The organism is Variovorax sp. UC74_104 (assembly GCF_044055375.1).
Lineage (GTDB): Bacteria > Pseudomonadota > Gammaproteobacteria > Burkholderiales > Burkholderiaceae_C > Variovorax.
The window spans coordinates 1,999,484-2,018,624 of the sequence record NZ_CP171978.1 but is presented as its reverse complement, the minus strand read 5'-3'; the positions used below and the strand labels follow the sequence as shown (position 1 = coordinate 2,018,624).

General features: G+C 68.1%; 16 protein-coding genes and 1 pseudogene. 4 read left to right on the top strand and 13 right to left on the bottom strand.

The genetic code is table 11. The annotated features are described in order from the left end of the window. Nucleotides 1-17: 17 nt before the first annotated feature. The 5 genes from ACHMXA_RS09375 to ACHMXA_RS09355 all read right to left on the bottom strand — a co-directional run bounded on the left by ACHMXA_RS09375 (nucleotide 18) and on the right by ACHMXA_RS09355 (nucleotide 5,346). Nucleotides 18-1,058: an ABC transporter ATP-binding protein gene (locus ACHMXA_RS09375; protein ID WP_395320341.1), complete on the bottom strand. Its 1,041-nt coding sequence runs from the start codon at nucleotides 1,056-1,058 to the stop codon at nucleotides 18-20. Between the two features lie 17 nt (nucleotides 1,059-1,075). Continuing rightward, on the bottom strand, nucleotides 1,076-1,912 hold the full coding sequence (locus ACHMXA_RS09370) for a carbohydrate ABC transporter permease (protein WP_125948578.1): 837 nt from the start codon (nucleotides 1,910-1,912) through the stop codon (nucleotides 1,076-1,078). 13 nt (nucleotides 1,913-1,925) lie between these two features. Then, nucleotides 1,926-2,783 (bottom strand): carbohydrate ABC transporter permease, encoded by an 858-nt coding sequence (locus tag ACHMXA_RS09365; protein ID WP_395320339.1) that lies wholly within the window; start codon nucleotides 2,781-2,783, stop codon nucleotides 1,926-1,928. A gap of 136 nt (nucleotides 2,784-2,919) precedes the next feature. Continuing rightward, nucleotides 2,920-4,230, bottom strand: coding sequence for a sugar ABC transporter substrate-binding protein (locus tag ACHMXA_RS09360; protein WP_176668597.1), 1,311 nt, complete (start codon nucleotides 4,228-4,230; stop codon nucleotides 2,920-2,922). A 186-nt stretch (nucleotides 4,231-4,416) separates the two neighbouring features. Continuing rightward, nucleotides 4,417-5,346, bottom strand: a complete 930-nt coding sequence (locus ACHMXA_RS09355; protein WP_395320336.1) for a LysR family transcriptional regulator — start codon at nucleotides 5,344-5,346, stop codon at nucleotides 4,417-4,419. 93 nt (nucleotides 5,347-5,439) lie between these two features. Between ACHMXA_RS09355 and ACHMXA_RS09350 the strand changes: the two genes are divergently transcribed. Together ACHMXA_RS09350 and ACHMXA_RS09345 are read left to right on the top strand one after the other, a co-directional pair. After that, on the top strand, nucleotides 5,440-6,438 hold the full coding sequence (locus tag ACHMXA_RS09350) for a Bug family tripartite tricarboxylate transporter substrate binding protein (protein WP_395320334.1): 999 nt from the start codon (nucleotides 5,440-5,442) through the stop codon (nucleotides 6,436-6,438). Between the two features lie 201 nt (nucleotides 6,439-6,639). Beyond that, nucleotides 6,640-7,572, top strand: a complete 933-nt coding sequence (locus tag ACHMXA_RS09345) for a 4-hydroxythreonine-4-phosphate dehydrogenase PdxA (RefSeq protein ID WP_395320332.1) — start codon at nucleotides 6,640-6,642, stop codon at nucleotides 7,570-7,572. 77 nt (nucleotides 7,573-7,649) lie between these two features. Here the strand turns inward: ACHMXA_RS09345 and ACHMXA_RS09340 are convergent, their stop codons facing one another. The 3 genes from ACHMXA_RS09340 to tal all read right to left on the bottom strand — a co-directional run bounded on the left by ACHMXA_RS09340 (nucleotide 7,650) and on the right by tal (nucleotide 10,634). Beyond that, the gene (locus ACHMXA_RS09340; protein ID WP_395320330.1) at nucleotides 7,650-7,982 is read right to left on the bottom strand and encodes a DUF805 domain-containing protein; all 333 of its coding nucleotides are present in this window, start codon (nucleotides 7,980-7,982) and stop codon (nucleotides 7,650-7,652) included. Nucleotides 7,983-8,124: 142 nt separating this feature from the next. After that, on the bottom strand, nucleotides 8,125-9,678 hold the full coding sequence (pgi, locus tag ACHMXA_RS09335) for a glucose-6-phosphate isomerase (protein ID WP_395320328.1): 1,554 nt from the start codon (nucleotides 9,676-9,678) through the stop codon (nucleotides 8,125-8,127). 2 nt (nucleotides 9,679-9,680) lie between these two features. Then, nucleotides 9,681-10,634, bottom strand: a complete 954-nt coding sequence (tal, locus tag ACHMXA_RS09330) for a transaldolase (RefSeq protein ID WP_395320326.1) — start codon at nucleotides 10,632-10,634, stop codon at nucleotides 9,681-9,683. A gap of 257 nt (nucleotides 10,635-10,891) precedes the next feature. Here tal and ACHMXA_RS09325 point away from each other — a divergent pair, with 257 nt between their 5' ends. Further along, nucleotides 10,892-11,572: a lipocalin family protein gene (locus tag ACHMXA_RS09325; protein WP_395320324.1), complete on the top strand. Its 681-nt coding sequence runs from the start codon at nucleotides 10,892-10,894 to the stop codon at nucleotides 11,570-11,572. On the opposite strand, the gene ACHMXA_RS09320 is transcribed toward ACHMXA_RS09325, so the two are convergent. From ACHMXA_RS09320 to ACHMXA_RS09305, 4 genes are read right to left on the bottom strand one after another with little or no spacing between them, the layout of a single operon-like run. Further along, nucleotides 11,518-12,180 (bottom strand): HAD family hydrolase, encoded by a 663-nt coding sequence (locus tag ACHMXA_RS09320; protein ID WP_395320322.1) that lies wholly within the window; start codon nucleotides 12,178-12,180, stop codon nucleotides 11,518-11,520. The two genes, ACHMXA_RS09325 and ACHMXA_RS09320, sit on opposite strands and share 55 nt — an antisense overlap. A 12-nt stretch (nucleotides 12,181-12,192) precedes the next feature. Beyond that, the gene (locus tag ACHMXA_RS09315; protein WP_395320320.1) at nucleotides 12,193-13,242 is read right to left on the bottom strand and encodes an ABC transporter ATP-binding protein; all 1,050 of its coding nucleotides are present in this window, start codon (nucleotides 13,240-13,242) and stop codon (nucleotides 12,193-12,195) included. Continuing rightward, nucleotides 13,239-15,512: an ABC transporter permease gene (locus tag ACHMXA_RS09310; RefSeq protein ID WP_395320318.1), complete on the bottom strand. Its 2,274-nt coding sequence runs from the start codon at nucleotides 15,510-15,512 to the stop codon at nucleotides 13,239-13,241. The genes ACHMXA_RS09315 and ACHMXA_RS09310 overlap by 4 nt, the downstream gene beginning before the upstream one ends. Continuing rightward, nucleotides 15,513-16,529 (bottom strand): ABC transporter substrate-binding protein, encoded by a 1,017-nt coding sequence (locus ACHMXA_RS09305; protein WP_176668587.1) that lies wholly within the window; start codon nucleotides 16,527-16,529, stop codon nucleotides 15,513-15,515. It lies immediately after the preceding gene. Nucleotides 16,530-16,730: 201 nt separating this feature from the next. On the opposite strand from ACHMXA_RS09305, the pseudogene zwf reads away from it, so the two are divergent. Then, a pseudogene (gene zwf, locus ACHMXA_RS09300) lies at nucleotides 16,731-18,204 on the top strand (glucose-6-phosphate dehydrogenase). Between the two features lie 28 nt (nucleotides 18,205-18,232). On the opposite strand, the gene ygiD reads toward zwf, so the two are convergent. Beyond that, complete coding sequence (gene ygiD, locus ACHMXA_RS09295; RefSeq protein WP_395320315.1) at nucleotides 18,233-19,135, bottom strand: 4,5-DOPA dioxygenase extradiol; 903 nt, start codon at nucleotides 19,133-19,135, stop codon at nucleotides 18,233-18,235. Between the last annotated feature and the right edge of the window lie 6 nt (nucleotides 19,136-19,141).

Here is a 19,141-nt window from a genome sequence, read left to right as displayed (position 1 = left end):
TGGACGGAAAGTTGGGCTCACGCGGCGACCGAGCGGCCTTCGCGGTTGAAGAGATGCAGCACCGACGGATCGAGTTCCACAGCCACGTCGTCGCCGGCCTGCAGCGGCGTGCGGTCGTTCTGCCGCGCGATCAGCGGCACGCCGCCCACGTCGACGTGGATCAGCGTGTCCGCGCCCAGCGCCTCGATCAGCTCGACGCGGCCGAGCACGTCCGACACCGGCGCGCCCTGCTTCGGATGCACACGCAGCCCCTCGGGGCGCACGCCCAGGAAGCCGTCGGCCGGCAAGCGCCCGCCGGTCGCGGCGGAGAAGGAAGGAATCGCATTCGCCGCCACCATGTTCATCGACGGCATGCCGATGAACTGCGCGACGAACTGGTTGGCCGGGCGGTCGTACAGCTCCAGCGGCGTGCCGACCTGCTCGATGAGCCCGTCCTTCAGCACCACCACGCGGTCGGCCAGCGTCATGGCCTCGACCTGGTCGTGCGTCACGTAGATGGTGGTTGCGCCGAGCGCGCGGTGCAGCTTGTGGATCTCCACGCGCGTGTTGCCGCGCAGCGCGGCATCGAGGTTCGACAGCGGCTCGTCGAACAGGAAAACCTTCGGCGCACGCACGATGGCGCGGCCGATGGCCACGCGCTGGCGCTGGCCGCCCGAAAGGTCTTTCGGCGTGCGGTCGAGGTACTGCGTGAGGTTCAGCGTCTTCGCCGCGTACTCGACCTTCGTCTTGATCTCGCTCTTCGAGACGCCGGCCAGCTTGAGCGCGAAGGACATGTTGTCGTACACGCTCATGTGCGGATAGAGCGCATAGCTCTGGAACACCATCGCGAGGTCGCGCTTGCCCGAGGGTGCCCAGGTGATGTCCTTGCCGTCCAGCAGCAGGTTGCCGCTGGTGATCGGCTCCAGCCCGGCAATCAGCCGCAGCAGCGTCGACTTGCCGCAGCCCGAGGGCCCGACGAAGACGATGAACTCGCCCTTCTGGATCTGCAGGTCGACGCCCTTGATGATGTTGACTTCACCAAAGCTCTTCTTGATGTTCTTGAGTTCGAGGTAGGCCATGAGATGTCTCCCTTTCTTTACTTGACGGCACCGAAGGTCAGGCCTTGCACGAGTTGCTTCTGGCTGAACCAGCCGAACACCACGATGGGCGCAATCGCCATCAGCGAAGCGGCCGACAACTTGGCCCAGAACAGCCCCTCGGGGCTGGAGTACGAGGCGATGAGGGTGGCCAGCGTGCCGGCCTTGGCGGAGGTGAGGTTGAGCGCCCAGAAGGCCTCGTTCCAGCTCAGCACCAGGCACAGCAGGCCGGTGGATGCGAGGCCGCCCACCGACAGCGGCATCACCACGTGGCGGAACTCGGTCCAGAGGTTGGCGCCGTCCATGCGCGCGGCCTCCAGGATCTCGGGCGGAATGTCCTTGTAGGCGCTGTAGAGCATCCACACCATGATCGGCAGATTCGACAGCGTGAACACGATGGTCAGCGCGGTGAGCGAGTCCAACATGCCCGCGGTCTGCGCGATCACGTAGATCGGCACCAGCGCGCCGACGGCCGGCATCATCTTGGTCGACAGCATCCACATCAGGATGTCGCGCGTCTTCTTCGTGCGGAAGAAGGCCATCGAGTACGCGGCCGGCGCCGCGATCAGCAGGCCCAGGATGGTCGAGCCCAGGCTGGTGATGAGCGAGTTGCGCGCGTACAGCAAGTAGTCGCTGCGGCGCTGCACCTCGCCGAAGTTGTCGAGCGTGGGCTCGAAGATGAAGAGCGGCGGCACATGGATCGCCTGCAGCTCCGTCTTGAAGGCCGTGAGAAACAGCCAGCCGAGCGGAAAGAACAGCAGCAGCGCGACGGCCCACGCGCCGACGGTGCGCAGCAGCTGCGGCAGGAAGTTGCTGGGAGCTTGTGTCTGTTGCATGGCGCGGGGCTCCTCAGTCAAGGTTCTTGCCGATGATGCGGATGAGGAACACGGCCACGATGTTGGCCAGCACCACCGCGAAGAGCGCACCCGCCGAAGCCACGCCCACGTCGAAGTTCATGAGCGACTGCTTGAAGATCATGTAGGTCATGTTCGTGCTCTCGTTGCCCGGGCCGCCGTTGGTGGTGATGGCGATCTCGGCGAACACGCTGAGCAGGAAGATCATCTCGATCATGATCACCACCGCCATGGGGCGCGCGAGGTGCGGCACGGTGAGATAGAAGAAGCGCTGGAACGCGCTCGCGCCGTCCATGCGCGCGGCCTCCATCTGCTCGCGGTCGAGCGACTGCAGCGAGGTGATGAAGATCAGGCAGGCGAAGGGCAGCCACTGCCAGGCCACCATGATGATCACCGACAGCAGCGGCACGTCGGTGAGCCAGTCGACGGGCTGGGCGCCGAAGGCGCGCCACACGTCGGCGAGCACGCCGTAGATGGGGTTCATCATCATGTGCTTCCACAGCAGCGCGTTGACCGCGGGCATGACGAAGAAGGGCGAGATCAGCAGCACGCGCACGATGCCACGCCCCGGGAACGGCTCGTTCACCAGCAGCGCGAGCAGCACGCCGAGCACCACGGTGATGACGATCACGCTGCCGATCAAGAGCAGCGTGTTCCATGTGGCCGGCCAGAAGTCCGGGTCGGTGATGAAGTAGTGAAAGTTCTCGATGCCCGCGAAGGTGCGCTCGCCGGGCTGCATGAGGTTGTAGTTCACGAACGAGAAGTACAACGTCATCACCAGCGGCACGATCATCCAGGCGAAGAGCGTGAGCACGGCGGGCGCCATGAGGGCGCGTGGCAGGAGTCTTTTCATTGTGTGTCCTCTCCGGGGGCTGTTGCCCCCTCTCCCGCTCGCGGGAGAGGGTTGGGGTGAGGGCATGCGGCCCATGCGGTGGGCACGCCGCCCCCTCACCCTGCCCTCTCCCCGAGGGGAGAGGGAAGAAAGCGGCTTACTTGTAGTAGCCAGCCTTCTTCATTTCGCGCTCTGCGGCGTTCTGCGAAGTCTTCAGCGCCTGGTCGACAGTGACCTTGCCCGACAGCGCCGCACTCATCTGCTGCCCCACCGCCACGCCGATCGCCTGGAACTCGGGAATGGCCGCGTACTGCACACCCACGTAAGGCGACTTCGGCAGCGTGCTGTCCGTCAGGTTCGCGCTGTCGATCGCCTTCTTCTCGGCCGCGGCGAACTTGGCGACCTTCTGGAACTCGGGGTTCGCGTAGGTCGACTTGCGCGTGCCGGTCGGCACCGAGGCCCAGCCGGTTTCCTTGGCCACGAGCGCTATGTAGTCCTTCGAAGTGGCCCACTTGATGAACTTCTGCGCCGCCTCGTCCTTGGTCGAGCTGGCCGGAATGGCGAGGTTCCACGACCACAGCCAGTTGGCGCCCTTGGGCGTGGCGGCGGTGGGCGCCTGCGCGAAGGCCACCTTGTCGGCCACCTTCGACTGCTTCGGGTCGCTGATGAACGAAGCCGCGATGGTCGCGTCCACCCACGCCGCGCACTTGCCTTCGTTGAAGAGCGCGAGGTTCTCGTTGAAGCTGTTGGCCGAGGCGCCCGGAGGGCCGTCCTTCTTCATCAGGTCGACGTAGAAGGTGATCGCGTCCTTCCAGGGCTTGGTGTCGATCTGCGGCTTCCACTGCATGTCGAACCACTGGCCGCCGTTGGTGTTGACCAGCGTGGTCAGGAAGGCCATGTTGTCGCCCCAGCCCGGCTTGCCGCGCAGGCACATGCCGTAGACGCCCGCCTTCGGGTCGTTGGCCTTGTCGGCGAACTCCTTCACCTGCGCCCAGGTGGGCTGCTCGGGGAACTTCACGCCCACCTTGTCGGCCAGGTCCTTGCGGTACATGAGCATGGAGCTCTCGCCGTAGAACGGCGCGGCGTAGAGCTTGCCCTCGTTCGACAGGCCGTCGCGGATGGCGGGCAGCAGGTCGTCCACGTCGTAGGCGGCGTCGGTGGCGATGGGCTTGAGCCAGCCCTTCTTCGACCAGATCGGCGTCTCGTACAGGCCGATGGTCATCACGTCGAACTGGCCGCCCTTGGTGGCGATGTCGGTGGTCACGCGCTGGCGCAGCGTGCCTTCTTCCAGCGTGACCCACTTGAGCTTGATGTCGGGGTTGGCCTTCTCGAAGAAGGGGGTGAGCTTCTGCATCTCGATCATGTGGCCGTTGTTCACGGTCGCGATCACGAGTTCGGTGGCGGCCTGCGAGACGACGCCCGTACCGATCAGTGCGAGGACGAGGCCCGCTTTCAGAAAACGCTTCATGTTGTCTCCTAGAGGAAGTGAGCGACGCCCTCTTTCTGTCTGTCGGGTCGCCGTGCCGCGAATTCTGGAGAAGCGTGCCTGCGGTTTTGGTACTGGGGCCGCCATCACCAGTACTTTCATGCATTGATTGGCTAGTGAAATCCCTAATCGATGCAATACAGCATGGAAATCAGCAAGCCAAAGGCCTCAGGCGCTGCCCAGCAGCTGCCGCCGCAGCTGCGCCGCCGCGGGCGACAGCGCCCGGTCGGTGCGGGTGATCAGGCAGATCGGCGGCACGCGCACCGGCAGTTCCACTGGCACCACGCGCAGCACGCCCAGGCGGGCATAGTGGCCGGCCTGCGAGGCGGGCATGACGGCCGCCATGTCGGAGTTCTCCAGCAGCGCGGTGATGGCGATGGGCGATGCCGTTTCGATGATGTCGAGCCGGTCGGCAATGCCCGCCTCGCGCATCGCCGCCTCGAAGCGCCCGCGCTGCGGCGAGCCCGGCGGCTGCAGCACCCACGACCAGCCCGCCATCTCGGCCAGCGTGACGCTGCCGCGCTCGAACACCGGATGGGCGGCGCGCACCACCACCACCTGCGACTCACCCAGCAGCGGCACGCTCGCGTACTTCGCCTCGTCGTGGCCGTCGGTGAGGCGGCCCAGAACGAAATCGACGTCGCCCTGCTCCAGCTGCGCCTGGATCACGTCGCTGGTCTCGACCACCACCGACACCGCCACCTGCGGGTGCCTGCGGTGGTATTCCACCAGCGCCGGCGCCAGCAGCTGCGGCACCGCGCCGGGCACGCTGCCCACGCGCAGGGCGCCGCTCAGGCCCGAGCGCAGGGCCAGCATCTCCTCGCGGGCGGTGCCGAAGTCGCTGAGCACGCGGCGCGCGTAGCGGATCAGGATCTCGCCGTAGGGCGTGGGCTCCATGCCGCGCGCCAGGCGCTCGAAGAGCTTCTCGCCCAGCGAATCCTCCAGCTGCTGCAGCAGCTTGGTGGCCGCCGGCTGGCTGATGTTCATGGCCTCGGCCGCCCGGCCCAGGTGGCGATGGGCGTCGAGCCGGGCCAGCAGAAGCAATTGGCGCGGCCGCACGAGGAGCATCAGAGAGGCGTCGGAGGGGCCTTGAGTCATGTACAAAAGTATATGGAGCCCCGGCCTTTTTCGATTGGATCGCGCGGGCGTTGCTCCGTACGCTTGCCCCACAACAAGCAGGAGACAAACCCGATGAAGCCTTCTTTTCTCGCCCACGCCGCAAGGCTTGCAGGGCTGGGCGGGCTGGCCGCCGTGGCATTGCTGGCGGCGGCACTGGCCGGCGCGCAGCAGCCAAGCTACCCCGACAAGCCGATGCGCATCATGGTCGGCGCCTCGCCCGGCGGCGGCACCGACATCCTGGCGCGCGTGCTGGCCGACAAGTTCTCGCCCGCGCTCAAGCAGCCCGTGGTGGTGGAGAACCGGCCGGGCGCATCCAACACCATCGCCGGCGAGCTCACCGCCCGCGCGCCGGCCGACGGCGCCACGCTGCTGCTGGCCACCAACACGGCGCAGGCGGTGGCACCGCACATCCTCAAGCTCAAGTACGACCCGCTCAAGGACCTGCAGCCCGTGGGCCTGGTGGCCGTGATGCCCAACGTGCTGGTGGTGTCCGCCAGCTCGCCCTACAGGTCGGTGAAGGACCTGGTGGCGGCCATGGCCGCGAAGCCCGGCAGCTTCAAGTACGCCTCTTCGGGCATCGGCAGCACGCAGCACGTGGGCGGCGAGGCCTTCAACCTGGCCACGGGCATGAAGTCGATCCACGTGCCCTACAAGGGCAGCTCGCAGGCGCACGTCGACATCATCGCGGGCGAGGTCGACATGATGTTCGACAGCACCTCCTCGGCCATGGGCCAGATCAAGGCCGGCAAGTTCCGCGCGCTGGCCGTGAGCGCGCCGCAGCGCTCGCCCGAGCTGCCCGACGTGCCCACGCTGGCCGAGCAGGGCATCAAGGGCGCCGACGTGTCGACCTGGTACGGCCTCTACGTCACGGCCGGCACACCGCGCCCCGCGGTGGAGCGGCTGAGCGCCGAGCTCTCGCGCACGCTGAAGCTGGCCGACGTGCAGACGCGCATCAAGGCCCTGGGCGGCGAGCCCGGCGGGCTGACCGGCGAACCCTTCGCGGCGATGAACCGGCAGGAGTTCGACCACTACGGCCAGCTCGTGCGCGACGCCAACATCAAGGCCGAATGAGGCGGCCGGCTTCCTCTTCCATCTTTTCCTCAACCCATCCGATCGACACCATGTCCCTCCCCTCCTCCCCATCCTCCCAGGCTTCAGGCACGACTTCCGCCAAGCCGCGCATCGCCGTGCTGCTCGGCGACCCGAGCGGCATCGGCCCCGAGATGGCGGTGAAGCTGCTCGCGCGGCAGCGCAACCTCGACGCCGCGCGCGGTGCTGCTGATCGCCGACCCGGTCGTGCTCGCGTCCGGCGAGCGCATCGCGGGCGAAAAGCTGGACCCGCTGCGGGTGGACAGCCTCGACGCAGTGCGCTTCGAGGACGGCCGCCCCACCGTCCTCGCCAGGGACTGGATGGAGGGCCGAGAACCGGTGCTGGGCGAATCGAACGAACACTCGGGCCGGGCCTCGTTCGAAGCGCTGGAGCTGGCCACGCTGGCGGTTCGGCGCGGGCAGGCGGAGGGCATCCTCTTCGCGCCGCTCAACAAGCATTCGCTGCGCCTGGGCGGCCTGGTGCACGAGGACGAGCTGCGCTACATGCAGGAGCGCTTCGCGGTGGAAGGCTTCGTCTGCGAGTTCAACCTCACCGGCTCGCTGTGGACCTCGCGCGTGACCTCGCACATTCCGCTGAAGGACGTGGCCGGCCACATCACGGTGCAGGGCGTGAGCGATGCGGTGAAGATCATCGCCAATGCCCTGCAGCGCGCGGGCGTGGCGCGGCCGCGCATCGCGGTGACGGGACTCAATCCGCACGCGGGCGACGGCGGCTCCATCGGCATGGAGGAGATCGAGATCATCGCGCCCGCCATCGAGCAGCTGCGCGCAGAGGGCCTCGATGCGCGCGGTCCCTTCTCGCCCGACACGGTGTTCATTGGCGCGCGGCGCGGCGACGTGGATGCGGTGGTGTCGATGTACCACGACCAGGGCCAGATCGCGATGAAGCTCATGGGCTTCGAGCAGGGCGTGACGCTGCACGGCGGCCTGCCGGTGCCGGTGGCCACCTCGGCCAGCGGCAGCGCCTTCGACATCGCGGGCAAGGGCATCGCGAAGATCGAGGGGCTGCAGCAGGCCTTCGACCTGTGCGTGCGCATGGCGAGCGGCGCGCCGGCGCACACCGCGGCACAAACGGCGGCGGAGGCTGCGGCCTGAACCTCGACCGCAGGCACTCCCGCCCCAAAGGAAAAGGGCCGCTCGCGCGGCCCTTTCCTCTCTTCTTCTTTTGAAACTCAGGCGGCCGGCGGCTCGCCGTAGCTGTTCGATTCCGGCTGCGTCGGCTGCACGTAGAAGTAGATCAGCACGAGGTTGACGAGCGGAATGAGGGCCAGCAGCAGGAACCAGCCGCTCTTGCCGATGTCATGCAGGCGGCGCGCTCCCACGGCCAGTGCGGGCAGCAGCAGGCCGAGCGCCGCGATGCCGTACACGAAGCGATGGATCAGGCTCGCCACGATGAGAACGACGAGCTGTGCGAGCACGAACCACCAGAACTCGGAGCGCGATGCGCGCCCCGTGAAGTCCGCGTACTTGCTCAGACATGTCTTGACCGCTGTTTGAAAATCCATTGATCGACTCCTCTTTGTGTTGGTCCCAGGGAAATTTCCCCGGGCCATCATATCGACGCGTCTTTCAACGGCAAATACAGCCGTAAGCCATAGCCCGGCTTAAAACAAAAGGCTCCGAAAAGCCTTTGCTGCGGGCGCAGGATCAGCTTGCGAGCCGCTTCAGCAGGCCCGCGGTGGAGGCATCGAGCCCCGTGACGTCGCCCGATGCAAGGCGCGGTTCGATGTCCTTGGCCAGCACCTTGCCGAGTTCCACGCCCCACTGGTCGAAGCTGTTGATGCCCCACAGCGCGCCGCTGGTGAACACGCGGTGCTCGTACATCGCGAGGAAGGCGCCCAGCGCCTCGGGCGTGAGCTTCTCGAACACGAAGAAGGTGCTCGGCCGGTTGCCGGGGAAGTTCTTGTGGCCGCCCTCGTCGAGCTTGCCCACCATCAGCGCCTGCGCCTGCGCGAGCGCATTGGCCAGCAGCTTCGGGTGATGGCCTTGGAGGTCATGCGAGGCATCGCGCACCGCCACGAACTCGAGCGGCGTCACGTCGGTGCCCTGGTGCAGCATCTGGAAGTAGGCGTGCTGGCCGTTGGTGCCGGGCTCGCCCCACAGCACCGGCGAGGTGCCGAAGGCCAGCGGCTTGCCGTCTGCATCCACCTGCTTGCCGTTGCTCTCCATCTCGAGCTGCTGCAGGTAGGCCGGCACGCGCTTCAGAGCGCTGTGGTACGGCGCGATGCTGCGGCTGGTGAACTTGTGGAAGTTGCGGTACCAGACGTCGAGCAGGCCCAGGCGCACCGGCAGGTTGCGCTCCAGCGGCGCGGTGCGGAAGTGTTCGTCCATCGCATGCGCGCCGGCGAGCAGCCTGCGGAAGCCATCTGCGCCGATGGCCAGCGCGATCGGCAGCCCGATGGCCGACCACAGCGAATAGCGCCCGCCCACCCAGTCCCAGAAACCGAAGGTGGTGTCGATGCCGAACTTCTTCGCGGCTTCCACGTTGGTGGTGAGCGCGGCGAAGTGGCCCGCGATGTCGGTGCCGCCCGATTGCTCGTACCAGCGCTTGGCCGACTGCGCGTTGGTCATCGTCTCGGCGGTGGTGAAGGTCTTCGAGGCGATGAGGAACAGCGTGTGCTCCGGCGCCAGCCCCTGCAGCACGCCGGCCAGCTCGTGGCCGTCGACGTTCGAGACGAAGTGGAAGCGCTTGCCCGGCGCGGCGAACTCGGCCAGCGCCAGCACCGCCATCTGCGGGCCGAGGTCGGAGCCGCCGATGCCGATGTTGACCACGTCGGTGATCGTGTGGTCGGCGCGCACCTTCTCCGCATAGGCCAGCATCGCGTCGAGCGTGGCATGCACCTCGCGCAGTTTGCTGGCCGTCTTCGGGCCCGTGGGCGCATCGGCAGGCGCGCGCAGCAACGTGTGCAGCACGGCGCGGTCCTCGGTGTTGTTGATGTGCTCGCCGGCGAACATGGCGTCGCGGTGCGCCTCCAGGCCGCATTCGCGGGCCAGCTTGAAAAGCAGCTCCTCGGTGCGCGCGTCGATCAGGCTCTTCGACAGGTCGGCGAAGACGTGGGGCGCCTCCTGGCTGAAGCGCTCGAAGCGGCCGGCGTCTTCCACGAAGGCATGGCGCAGGTCGAACTGGCGGCCCGCAGTCTCGAAGGCGGACTGCAGTTGCGCCCAGGCCGGCGCGCGGTCGCAGCGAAGGGTCATGGCCATCTTTACTTGCCGCTTTCCTGCATGAGCTTCTCGAGCTTCACGGCGTCGGCCGCGAAGGCGCGGATGCCTTCGGCCAGCTTCTCGGTGGCCATGGCGTCTTCATTGAGCGCAAAGCGGAAGCCCGCCTCGTCGTAGCTGACCTTGGCGACGTCGGCGCCGGTGGACTTGGGGTCGAGCGCGCGCTGCAGCGGCTCGTTGCTCGCGGCCAGCTCGGCCAGCAACTCGGGGCTGATGGTCAGCAGGTCGCAGCCGGCCAGCGCCTTGATCTGGCCGACGTTGCGGAAGCTCGCGCCCATCACCTCGGTCTTGACGCCGTGCTGCTTGTAGTACCCGTAGATCTGGCGCACCGACTTCACGCCCGGGTCGTTGGCACCGGCGTTCGCGGATTCGTCCCAGCTGGAGCCGGCGGACTTCTTGTACCAGTCGTAGATGCGGCCCACGAAGGGCGAGATCAGCTGCACGCCCGCCGCGCCGCAGGCCACGGCCTGCGCGAAGGAGAACAACAGCGTCAGGTTGGTGCGGATGCCCTTGCGCTCCAGCTGGCGCGCGGCCTCGATGCCTTCCCAGGTGGAGGCCACCTTGATGAGCAGGCGCTTCTCGGTGTCGATGCCTTCGGCCTTGTACAGCGCCACGATGCGCTCGCCGCGCGCGATGGTCGCGGCCGTGTCGAAGGACAGGCGGGCGTCGACCTCGGTGGAGACGCGGCCCGGAATGATGGAGAGGATCTCGGTGCCGAAGCTCACCAGCAGGCGGTCGATGACCTCGTCGAGCGGCTTGCCTGCGTGCTTCTTCACGGTCTCGTCGAGCAGAGGCCGGTACTCGGGCTTCTGCACGGCCTTGAGGATCAGCGACGGGTTGGTGGTCGCGTCCTGCGGCTTGGAAATGCTGAGCTGTTTGAAGTCGCCGGTGTCGGCGACGACGGTGGTCCACTGGCGGAGTGCATCGAGTTGGTTCATGAAATCATTATCCTGTGCCGGTTGTGACAAGACCTGCACGCAGTTGCGCGCCGGCCGATGCTTTCATGCGCACCGTAGCACGGGTTTCAACGCGGCTCCATCAGCCTGCGGCCGGTGGGGTTGTCGGCCCCCTCCCGGCCCATCTTCCCGGCCCCCGTGCCCTACAGCGCCTGTGGTCCGCGGCTTACGGTCACGCACGCCTGCGATGGCTAGCCTGAGGCCTACGCCGAATGTCTTCATCCTCCAGGAGTGCCTCAATGACCCAACGCCCGCGCACCGGCGCCGCAGCCGTCCAGCCTTTCGATGACCGCCGCACCGGCAACGCGATAGGGGCGATGGCCACGGCCTTCGTCGTCGGCGGGGTGGCCGCGTGGTTCACGATGGGCGCGGCGCGCAGCGCTGCCCGCGCCCGCCTGGCGCGGCCGGCCGGCCCGGCCGACGGCGCGCCGCTGATGCGCGCGCCGCTGCAGGTGGTGGCGCCGGTCGACCTGGAGCGCTATGCGGGCCTCTGGCACGAGCAGGCGCGCCTGCCGAACCGCTTCCAGAAGCAGTGCGCCGGCCCCGTGACGGCCGAATACACGCTGCAATCGGACGGCACCGTGCAGGTGCGCAACCGCTGCGTGAGGGAGGACGGGAATTTCGACGAGGCCGTCGGCACCGCCCGCGTGGTGCCCGTGGCCGGCCAGCCCGGCGCGGGCCGTCTGGAGGTGCGATTCGCCCCGGCGTGGCTGGGCTGGCTGCCCATGGTCTGGGGCGACTACTGGATCCTGAAGCTCGACCGCGACTACCAGGTGTCGCTGGTCGGCACGCCCGACCGCGAGTACCTCTGGGTGCTGTCGCGCGCCCCGCGCCTGGAAGACGCGGTGCTGCAGGCCGAACTGGACTACGCCCGCAGCCTGGGGTTCGACACCGGCAAGGTGATACTGACCGGCAGGTAGCGCTGCAGCTGCGATGGCAGCATGGCCGGCGAGGTGCAGTGGATGGCCTGCCAGCCGAAGGCGCGTGCAGCCTCCACGTTGGCGGCGGAATCGTCGATGAACACGGTCTGCGCCGGATCGAGGCTGTAGCGCATCGCCAGCACTTCGTAGATCTCGCGCTCGGGCTTGAGGAACTTCACGTCACCCGAGAACACGCCGCCGTCGAAGCGCCCCATGAAGGCGTGCCGGCGTTCGATGGCGCGGGCATACGGCGCGGGCATGTTCGACAGGTAGTACAGGCGCACGGGCTGACCGGCATCGCGGTGCGAAATCAGCTGCTCGAGCATCTCGACCGTGACGCCGATGGGCTCCAGCCGCTCGCCCAGCCCGTCGAGCATGGCGAACAACGGCTCGGGCGGCAGCGCCAGCCGGGCCGACATGCGGGCGATGGAATCGGCCAGCGTGCGGGTGCCGCAGTCGAAGCTGGTCCAGTCGTCGTGATGGAAGAGCACGCGGCCCATGGCCGCCGCGGCGGCTTCAGTGGGGGCGTGTGGGGCGAGATGGGCCTGTACCAGCCGGGTGGGCTCCCATGCGAACAGCACGGCGCCCAGGTCGAAAACCACGTTCATGGCCCCATTGTTTCATGCGCCCGGCACCACGCTCACGCCATGGGCTCCCAGGGACAGGGTGGCCTGGGCGCCGGCCGCCAGTGGGCTGGACAGGTCGGTCGACACCACGAAGACCGGCCCCAGGCTGGTGTCGAAGCCGTATTCGTAGAAGCTGCCGAGGTAGGCCGACTTGCGCAGCGTGGCGGGCAGGCCGCCTGTGGCGTCGGCACCTCCGATCCGCCAGGCCTCGGGCCGCACCGCCACTTTCACCGTGCCGGGCGCCACCGCGTAGCGCGGCTGCAGGCGCAGCGGACCCAGCGCCACGCTGCCGTCGACCTCGGCCACCGCCGGAAACACCATCGCCTCGCCCATGAAGCCGGCGACGAATTCGCTCTCGGGCCGGCCGTAGAGCTGCTCGGGCGTGCCGCGCTGGGCGATCACGCCGTGGTCCATCACGATGATCTGGTCGCTCACCGCCAGCGCCTCGCTCTGGTCGTGCGTGACGTAGGCCACCGTGAGCTTCAGCCGCTGCTGCAGCGCGCGGATCTCCTCGCGCATCTCGCGGCGCAGCCGGGCGTCGAGGTTCGACAGCGGCTCGTCGAAGAGCAGCACCGCCGGCTCCAGCACCAGCGCGCGCGCCAGCGCCACCCGCTGCTGCTGGCCGCCCGAGAGTTCGCTGGGCAGCCGCTCGTCGAAGCCGACCAGCCCCACGCCGCGCAGCGCCTCGCGCGCCCGCGTCGCGGCCTCTTCCTTCTTCACGCCGCTCATGCGCGGCCCGTAGGCCACGTTCTCGATCACGTTCATGTGCGGGAACAGCGCGTAGCTCTGGAACATCATGCTCACGTTGCGCTCGGCTGGCCCCAGCGTGGTGACGTCGCGCCCGCCCATCAGGATCGAGCCCGAGGTGGGCGACTCCAGCCCCGCGATCATGCGCAGCGTGGTCGTCTTGCCGCAGCCCGAGGGCCCGAGGATGGTGGTGAGCGTGCCCACGGGCACCTCGAAGCTGATGCCCTTGACGGCCAGGGGTGCGTTCTTGTCTGCGCCGTAGCGCTTGGTGACATTGCGGAATTCGATGCCGTTCATGGTGCCAAGCTTTCCATTTTGTGATGCCCCTGGTGTCCGGGCGCTGCCCCGCGCCGCCCCAACTTGCGCTCCCCTACCACCCACTGCACCAGCGCAATCGCCAGCGACATCAGGATCATCAGCACCGTGCAGTAGGCCAGGGCGATGCCGTAGTCGCCGTTGCCCACGCGGCCGATGATGTAGGTGGTGGCGAGCTCGTTCTCGGCCGTGACCAGGAAGATCACCGCGCTCACCGTCGTCATCGCGCGCACGAAGCTGTAGACCAGCGCGGCCACCAGCGCCGGCTTGAGCAGCGGCAGCACCACCCTGAAGAGCGTCTGCGAGGTCGACGCGCGCAGCATCAGCGAGGCTTCGTCGAGCGAGCGGTCGAGCTGCTTGAAGGCCGCGGTGCCGGCGCGCACGCCCACCGGCAGGTTCCGGAACATGAAGCACAGCACGATGATGAGCCCCGTGCCCGTGAGCTCGAAGGGCGGCACGTTGAAGGCCAGGATGTAGCTCACGCCGAGCACGGTGCCCGGAATCGCGAAGGCCAGCAGCGCGCCGAACTCGAAGAGGCCCTGCCCCCTGAACTCGTTGCGCGCCAGCAGCCAGGCGATGAGCAGGCCCAGCGCTGCGGTGATGGGCGCCGAGATGCCCGCCAGCTTGAGCGTGGTGAGCAGCGAGTTCCACGCGGTGCCGGCCCACACCAGCCCGAACTGCCCCCATTCGAGCGAGAACGCCGTCTTGAAGTGGTTGAGCGTGAAGGTGTAGTCGCGGCCCCAGGTCTGCACGAAGCCGCCCGCGAAGGCGAACAGGTAGACCACGGCAGTGAACGCGATCCACGGCCCGGCGATGCACAGGATGGTGCGGCGCACGCCGTCTGGCAGCGCCATCGGGATGCCGGCGTCGCCCTTGCCGCTGACGGTGGTGTAGTTCTGCTTGCCAAGCAGGCCGCGCTGCAGCGCGAACACGCCGAGCGCGAACAGCGTGAGCACCCAGGCCAGCGAGGCCGCGCGGCCCTGGTCGTACTGCGCGCCGACGATGGCGAAGAAGATGTCGGTCGAGAGCACCGAGAACTGCCCGCCCACCACCACCGGGTTGCCGAAGTCGGCGATGCTTTCGATGAAGCCCACCAGGAAGGCGTTGGCCAGCCCCGGCTTCAGCAGCGGCAGCGTGATGGTGAAGAAGGCCCGGCGCCGGTCGGCGCGCAGCATCTGCGCGGCCTCCTCCAGGCTGGGCGCGATGCCCTGCACCACGCCGCGCATGATCATGAAGGCGATGGGCGTGAAGGCGAAGAGCTGCGCCACCAGCACGCCCGGCATGCCGTAGAACCAGCGCGTGGGCTCGATGCCGAACACGCTCTCCAGCACCTGGTTGACGATGCCTGCGCGGCCGAACAGCAGGATCAGCCCCAGCCCCACCACGAAGGGCGGCGTGATGATCGGCAGCAGCGCCAGCACCCGCAGCGCGCCCTGCCCGCGCTTGCTGCCGCGCTCGGCCATCAGCGCCATCAGCGTGCCAAGGAAGGTGGTGCCCGCCGCCGTGAGCAGCGCCAGCACCAGCGTGTTCCAGGCCACGCCGCAGCGCACGCCACCCGCGAGGCAGCCCAGGCCCCAGATGCGCTCGGTGAACACGCGGGCGACGAAGGCGGCGACCGACCACTGTCCGTCTTCGTTGAAGAACGCGCCCGACAGCGCCTTGCTCACCGGGTAGGCGATGAACAGCGCCATCAGCACGCCGCAGCCGACGACCGCCGCCGAGACGAACAGGTCGCCCTTGAAAAGCCCCAGCCGCGCGATGCCGAAGGCCGCCAGCAGCACCAGCGCAGTGAGCGCCACGAAGCCGCCCGCGCCGATGCCGAACTGGTTGACCGCCAGCTCGCCGAACTGCGCGTTGAGCGCCGCCACGCTCCAGCCGCGCGCCCCGATGGTGAAGCCGGTGACGGCAAGACCGAGCGCGCCGATCAGCCCGCCAGCGAGCAGCCAGCGCCCCTGCGCCCGGCCGGCCGGAAGCCACGCGCCCACGGCGCACAGCAGCAATCCGGCGAGCCCGACGAAGAGCCAGCTGCGGCCTTGCGTGGCGGCCTGCATCAGGCCATTGGCGCCCTCCGCCTGGCTGAACACCTGCGGAACGGCCTCGTACCAGGTCGAGTCCTGGATCGCATACCAGGGCAGCAGCAGGTAGGCCGCCAGGCCCAGCGCGACCCACGCCCAGATCCAGCGCCGCGAGCGCCGGGCCGCCGCCAGCGACGCCGGGTTGACCGGCGCGCCTTCGATAGCACGCGCTTCCACTTAGCGCGGCAGCGAGTTGACGTCTTTCTCCCAGCGCGCGATCAGGCGCCGACGCTCGGCGCTGGCGCCGTACTTGGCGTAGTCGTAGTTGATGAACTTGATCTTCTTGAAGTCAGGGATGCGCGGGTCGAGCTTGGCGTTCACGTTGCTCGGCAGCTGGAACTGCTTGTTGGCCGCGCCCAGCTCCTGTGCGGCGGGCGTCAGTGCCCATTCATAGAACTTCTTGGCCGCGTCGAGGTTGCGCGCGCCCTTGACGATGCTCATGGAGCCGATCTCCGCGCCGGTGCCGTCGCTCGGGGTGATGGTCTCGACCGGGAAGCCCTGCATCTTCTCGCCCGGGCCGTCGTGCACGAAGCTGATCGACACGGCCGTCTCGCCCCGCGCCACAGCCTTGATCGGACCGGTGCCCGAGCGGGTGTACTGGCCGACGTTCCTGTGCAGCGCCTTGAGGTAGTCGAAGGCCTTGTCCTCGCCCATGAGCTGCACCAGGGTGGCGATCATGGTATAGGCCGTGCCGCTGGAGGCCGGGTTGGCCACCTGGATGTCGCCCTTGTACTCGGGCTTGAGCAGGTCGGCCCAGGTCTTGGGCACGGGCAGCTTCTTCTTGGCCAGCAGCTCGGGGTTGTAGCCGAAGCCCAGCGGGCCCGAGTAGATGCCCACCGTCTTGTAGCCCGACTGCTTGGCCTGCTGCTGCGCCCACGGATGCAGCTGCGGCAGCGTGGGCGACTTGTATTCGAGCGTGAGCCCCTGCTCGGCCGCCTGCAGGTGCGGATCGCCGGTGCCGCCGAACCAGACGTCGGTCTTGGGGTTGTCCTTCTCGGCGATCAGCTGGGCCAGGGCCTCGCCCGAGCCCTTGAGCGCCATGTTGATCCGCACGCCGGTGGTGCGGGCGTAGACGGTGGCGATCACGTTGCACCATTCGGCCTGGACCGAGCAGATCACGTTGACGGTCTGGGCCGAGGCCGCGGCCGAAAGGCCCAGCAGTGCCGCGGCGGTAAGAATCTTGCTTTTGTTCATGGTGTATCTCTTCCTCTGTCCTGCTCCGGGCAATAAAAAAAGGCCTCGCGGCCATCGGGCAGCGTAGCTTTAGTACAGGCCCGGCGAATCCGTACAAGTACCATCGTGGCTGGCGCAGTCGCCTTTGAGACCAGGGTTTCGACGAAGGTCGCAACCAGGGCAGCCTGGCCAGGCATTCAGACAAGGAAGGAAAGTTTTCTCATGAGCTTCGATCTCGTTCTGTTCGGCGGTACTGGCGATCTCGCGTGGCGCAAGCTGATGCCCGCGCTGTTCCAGGCCTTCCGGCACGGCAGCCTGCCTCCCGACGGGCGCATCGTCGGCGTGGCGCGGGACGACCTGTCGGACGACCAGTACCGGGAGCTGATCCAGTCGCGCTTCAGCGCGGTCGAAGGCGCCAAGCGCCCCTCGCCGGAGGAATTCAAGAAGTTCGCCTCCATGCTGCACTACCTGCGCATGGACCTCTCCAAGCCCGACGACTACGCCCGCCTGGCCGGCCTGCTCAACCAGCGCGACGCCAAGACGGTCGTGATGTACGTGGCCACCGCCCCCGCGCTCTTCACCCAGGTGGTCGAGCAGATCGCCGCAGCCGGCCTGAACGGCCCGCGCACCCGCATCGTGCTGGAGAAGCCGCTGGGCCACGACCTGGCCTCCAACCGCGCCATCAACTCCGCCGTGGGCAAGGTGCTCGAAGGAGAAGCAGGTCTTCCGCATCGACCACTACCTCGGCAAGCCCTCGGTTCAGAACCTGTTCGCCATGCGCTTCGGCAATGCGCTGTTCGAGCCCATCTGGCGCCGCGAGCACATCGCCAACATCCAGATCACCATCGCGGAAGACCTAGGCGTGGAAAAGCGCGGCGCCTTCTACGACCAGACCGGCGCGCTGCGCGACATGGTGCAGAACCACGCGCTGCAGCTGCTGTGCGCCGTGGCCATGGAGCCGCCCATCAACGCGCACGCCGACGCCATCCGCGACGAGAAGCTCAAGGTGCTGCGCGCGCTGAAGCCCTGGACGCCCGAGAGCCTGGGCCTGCATGCGGTGCGCGGCCAGTACACGGCCGGCACGGCCTACGGCGAGCGGGTGCAGGGCTACCGCGACGAGCCGGGCGTGAGCCCAGACAGCCGCACCGAGACCTTCGTGGCGCTGCGCACCGAGATCGCCAACTGGCGCTGGGCCGGCGTGCCCTTCTACATCCGCACCGGCAAGCGGCTGGCCTCGCGCGACGCGCGCATCGAGGTCAACTTCCGCCCCACGCCGCACGCCATCTACCGCGCGCCGGCGGGCAACGTCAACAAGCTGGTGATCAACCTGCAGCCCAAGGACGGGCTGGAGCTGCACATGCTCGCGCAGGCGCAGGACAACCGCCAGCGCAGCAACGGCAACCAGAGCTCTGCCGCCCAGCTGGCGCCAGTGCAGCTCGACCTCGACTTCGACAAGCGCTTCGGCTCCGAGCGCGTCGGTGCCTACGAGCGGCTGCTGCTGGACGTGATCGACGGCCGCCTCAACCTCTTCGTGCGCAGCGACGAGCAGGAAGAGGCATGGCGCTGGGTCGAGCCGCTGATCGACAGCTGGGAATCGGACGGCGGCCCGCGCCCCTACGCGGCCGGCACCTGGGGGCCGAGCGCATCGAGCGCGATGATCGCGCGCGACGGCTTCTCCTGGGGCGAGGAGCAGTAAGCCCTGCCCTCAGCTGCTCCAGGCCCGCTCAGCCGAACTGCAGGCAACGCATGCTGAGCGTGCCCGACTGGAACCCTTCGTAGACCGTCTTCGCGCGCTCGCTGCTGCCGGCGGCGCCCAGCGCGTAGAGGAACGGGTAGTAGTGATCGGGCGTCGCCACCGCGGTCGATGCGCCTTCCAGCTTCGCGTAGTCGACCAGCGCCCGGTCGTCCCGGCCCGCCAGCGCGGACTTGACGGCATCGTCGAAGGACTGCGCCCACGGCCGGCTGGCGCTCGGGCCGTCCGGCGTTCCGCGGTCGGTGGCGCGCAGGTTGTGGACCACGTTGCCGCTGCCCATCACCAGCACGCCCTTGTCGCGCAGCGCGGCCAGGTCGCGCCCCACCGCGTAGTGGAAGGCGGCCGGCTTGTCGTAGTCGATGCTGAGCTGGAACACCGGGATATCGGCCTTGGGGTAGAGGTGCTTCAGCACCGTCCAGGTGCCGTGGTCCAGGCCCCACTGGTCGGTCGCGATCACCGGCGCCTGCTTCACCGCGCCGACGGTCTCGCGGGCGAAGGCCGGATGGCCCGGCGCCGGGTATTCGATGTCGAACAGCGCCTGCGGAAAGCCGCCGAAGTCGTGAATCGTCTTCGGCCGCTCCTGCACCCCGACGCCGGTGGCGCCCCGGCTGAGCCAGTGCGCCGACACGCTGAGGATCGCCGACGGCCGCGGCAGCTCCTTGCCCCACGCTGCCAGCCGGCGCGTGAAGGCGTTGTCGGTGATGGCGTTCATCGGCGAGCCATGGCCGATGAAGATCACCGGCATGCGGCGCCCGGCCGTGCCCGCGGCCTGCACGCTGCAGGCCAATGAGGCCAGCACCGCGGTCGCGCCGAGCGCGGTGCCCATCAGGAAGCCGCGGCGGCCGAGGTCGGAGGTAGCGAGGGTCGTGGTCATGGGCAT

What these genes read in the sequence shown, in the direction of transcription:
- ACHMXA_RS09375 (WP_395320341.1), bottom strand. Translation starts at nt 1,058, where the DNA reads ATGGCCTACCTCGAACTCAAGAACATCAAGAAGAGCTTTGGTGAAGTC.
- ACHMXA_RS09370 (WP_125948578.1), bottom strand. Translation starts at nt 1,912, where the DNA reads ATGCAACAGACACAAGCTCCCAGCAACTTCCTGCCGCAGCTGCTGCGC.
- ACHMXA_RS09365 (WP_395320339.1), bottom strand. Translation starts at nt 2,783, where the DNA reads ATGAAAAGACTCCTGCCACGCGCCCTCATGGCGCCCGCCGTGCTCACG.
- ACHMXA_RS09360 (WP_176668597.1), bottom strand. Translation starts at nt 4,230, where the DNA reads ATGAAGCGTTTTCTGAAAGCGGGCCTCGTCCTCGCACTGATCGGTACG.
- ACHMXA_RS09355 (WP_395320336.1), bottom strand. Translation starts at nt 5,346, where the DNA reads ATGACTCAAGGCCCCTCCGACGCCTCTCTGATGCTCCTCGTGCGGCCG.
- ACHMXA_RS09350 (WP_395320334.1), top strand. Translation starts at nt 5,440, where the DNA reads ATGAAGCCTTCTTTTCTCGCCCACGCCGCAAGGCTTGCAGGGCTGGGC.
- ACHMXA_RS09340 (WP_395320330.1), bottom strand. Translation starts at nt 7,982, where the DNA reads ATGGATTTTCAAACAGCGGTCAAGACATGTCTGAGCAAGTACGCGGAC.
- pgi (WP_395320328.1), bottom strand. Translation starts at nt 9,678, where the DNA reads ATGGCCATGACCCTTCGCTGCGACCGCGCGCCGGCCTGGGCGCAACTG.
- tal (WP_395320326.1), bottom strand. Translation starts at nt 10,634, where the DNA reads ATGAACCAACTCGATGCACTCCGCCAGTGGACCACCGTCGTCGCCGAC.
- ACHMXA_RS09325 (WP_395320324.1), top strand. Translation starts at nt 10,892, where the DNA reads ATGACCCAACGCCCGCGCACCGGCGCCGCAGCCGTCCAGCCTTTCGAT.
- ACHMXA_RS09320 (WP_395320322.1), bottom strand. Translation starts at nt 12,180, where the DNA reads ATGAACGTGGTTTTCGACCTGGGCGCCGTGCTGTTCGCATGGGAGCCC.
- ACHMXA_RS09315 (WP_395320320.1), bottom strand. Translation starts at nt 13,242, where the DNA reads ATGAACGGCATCGAATTCCGCAATGTCACCAAGCGCTACGGCGCAGAC.
- ACHMXA_RS09305 (WP_176668587.1), bottom strand. Translation starts at nt 16,529, where the DNA reads ATGAACAAAAGCAAGATTCTTACCGCCGCGGCACTGCTGGGCCTTTCG.
- ygiD (WP_395320315.1), bottom strand. Translation starts at nt 19,135, where the DNA reads ATGACCACGACCCTCGCTACCTCCGACCTCGGCCGCCGCGGCTTCCTG.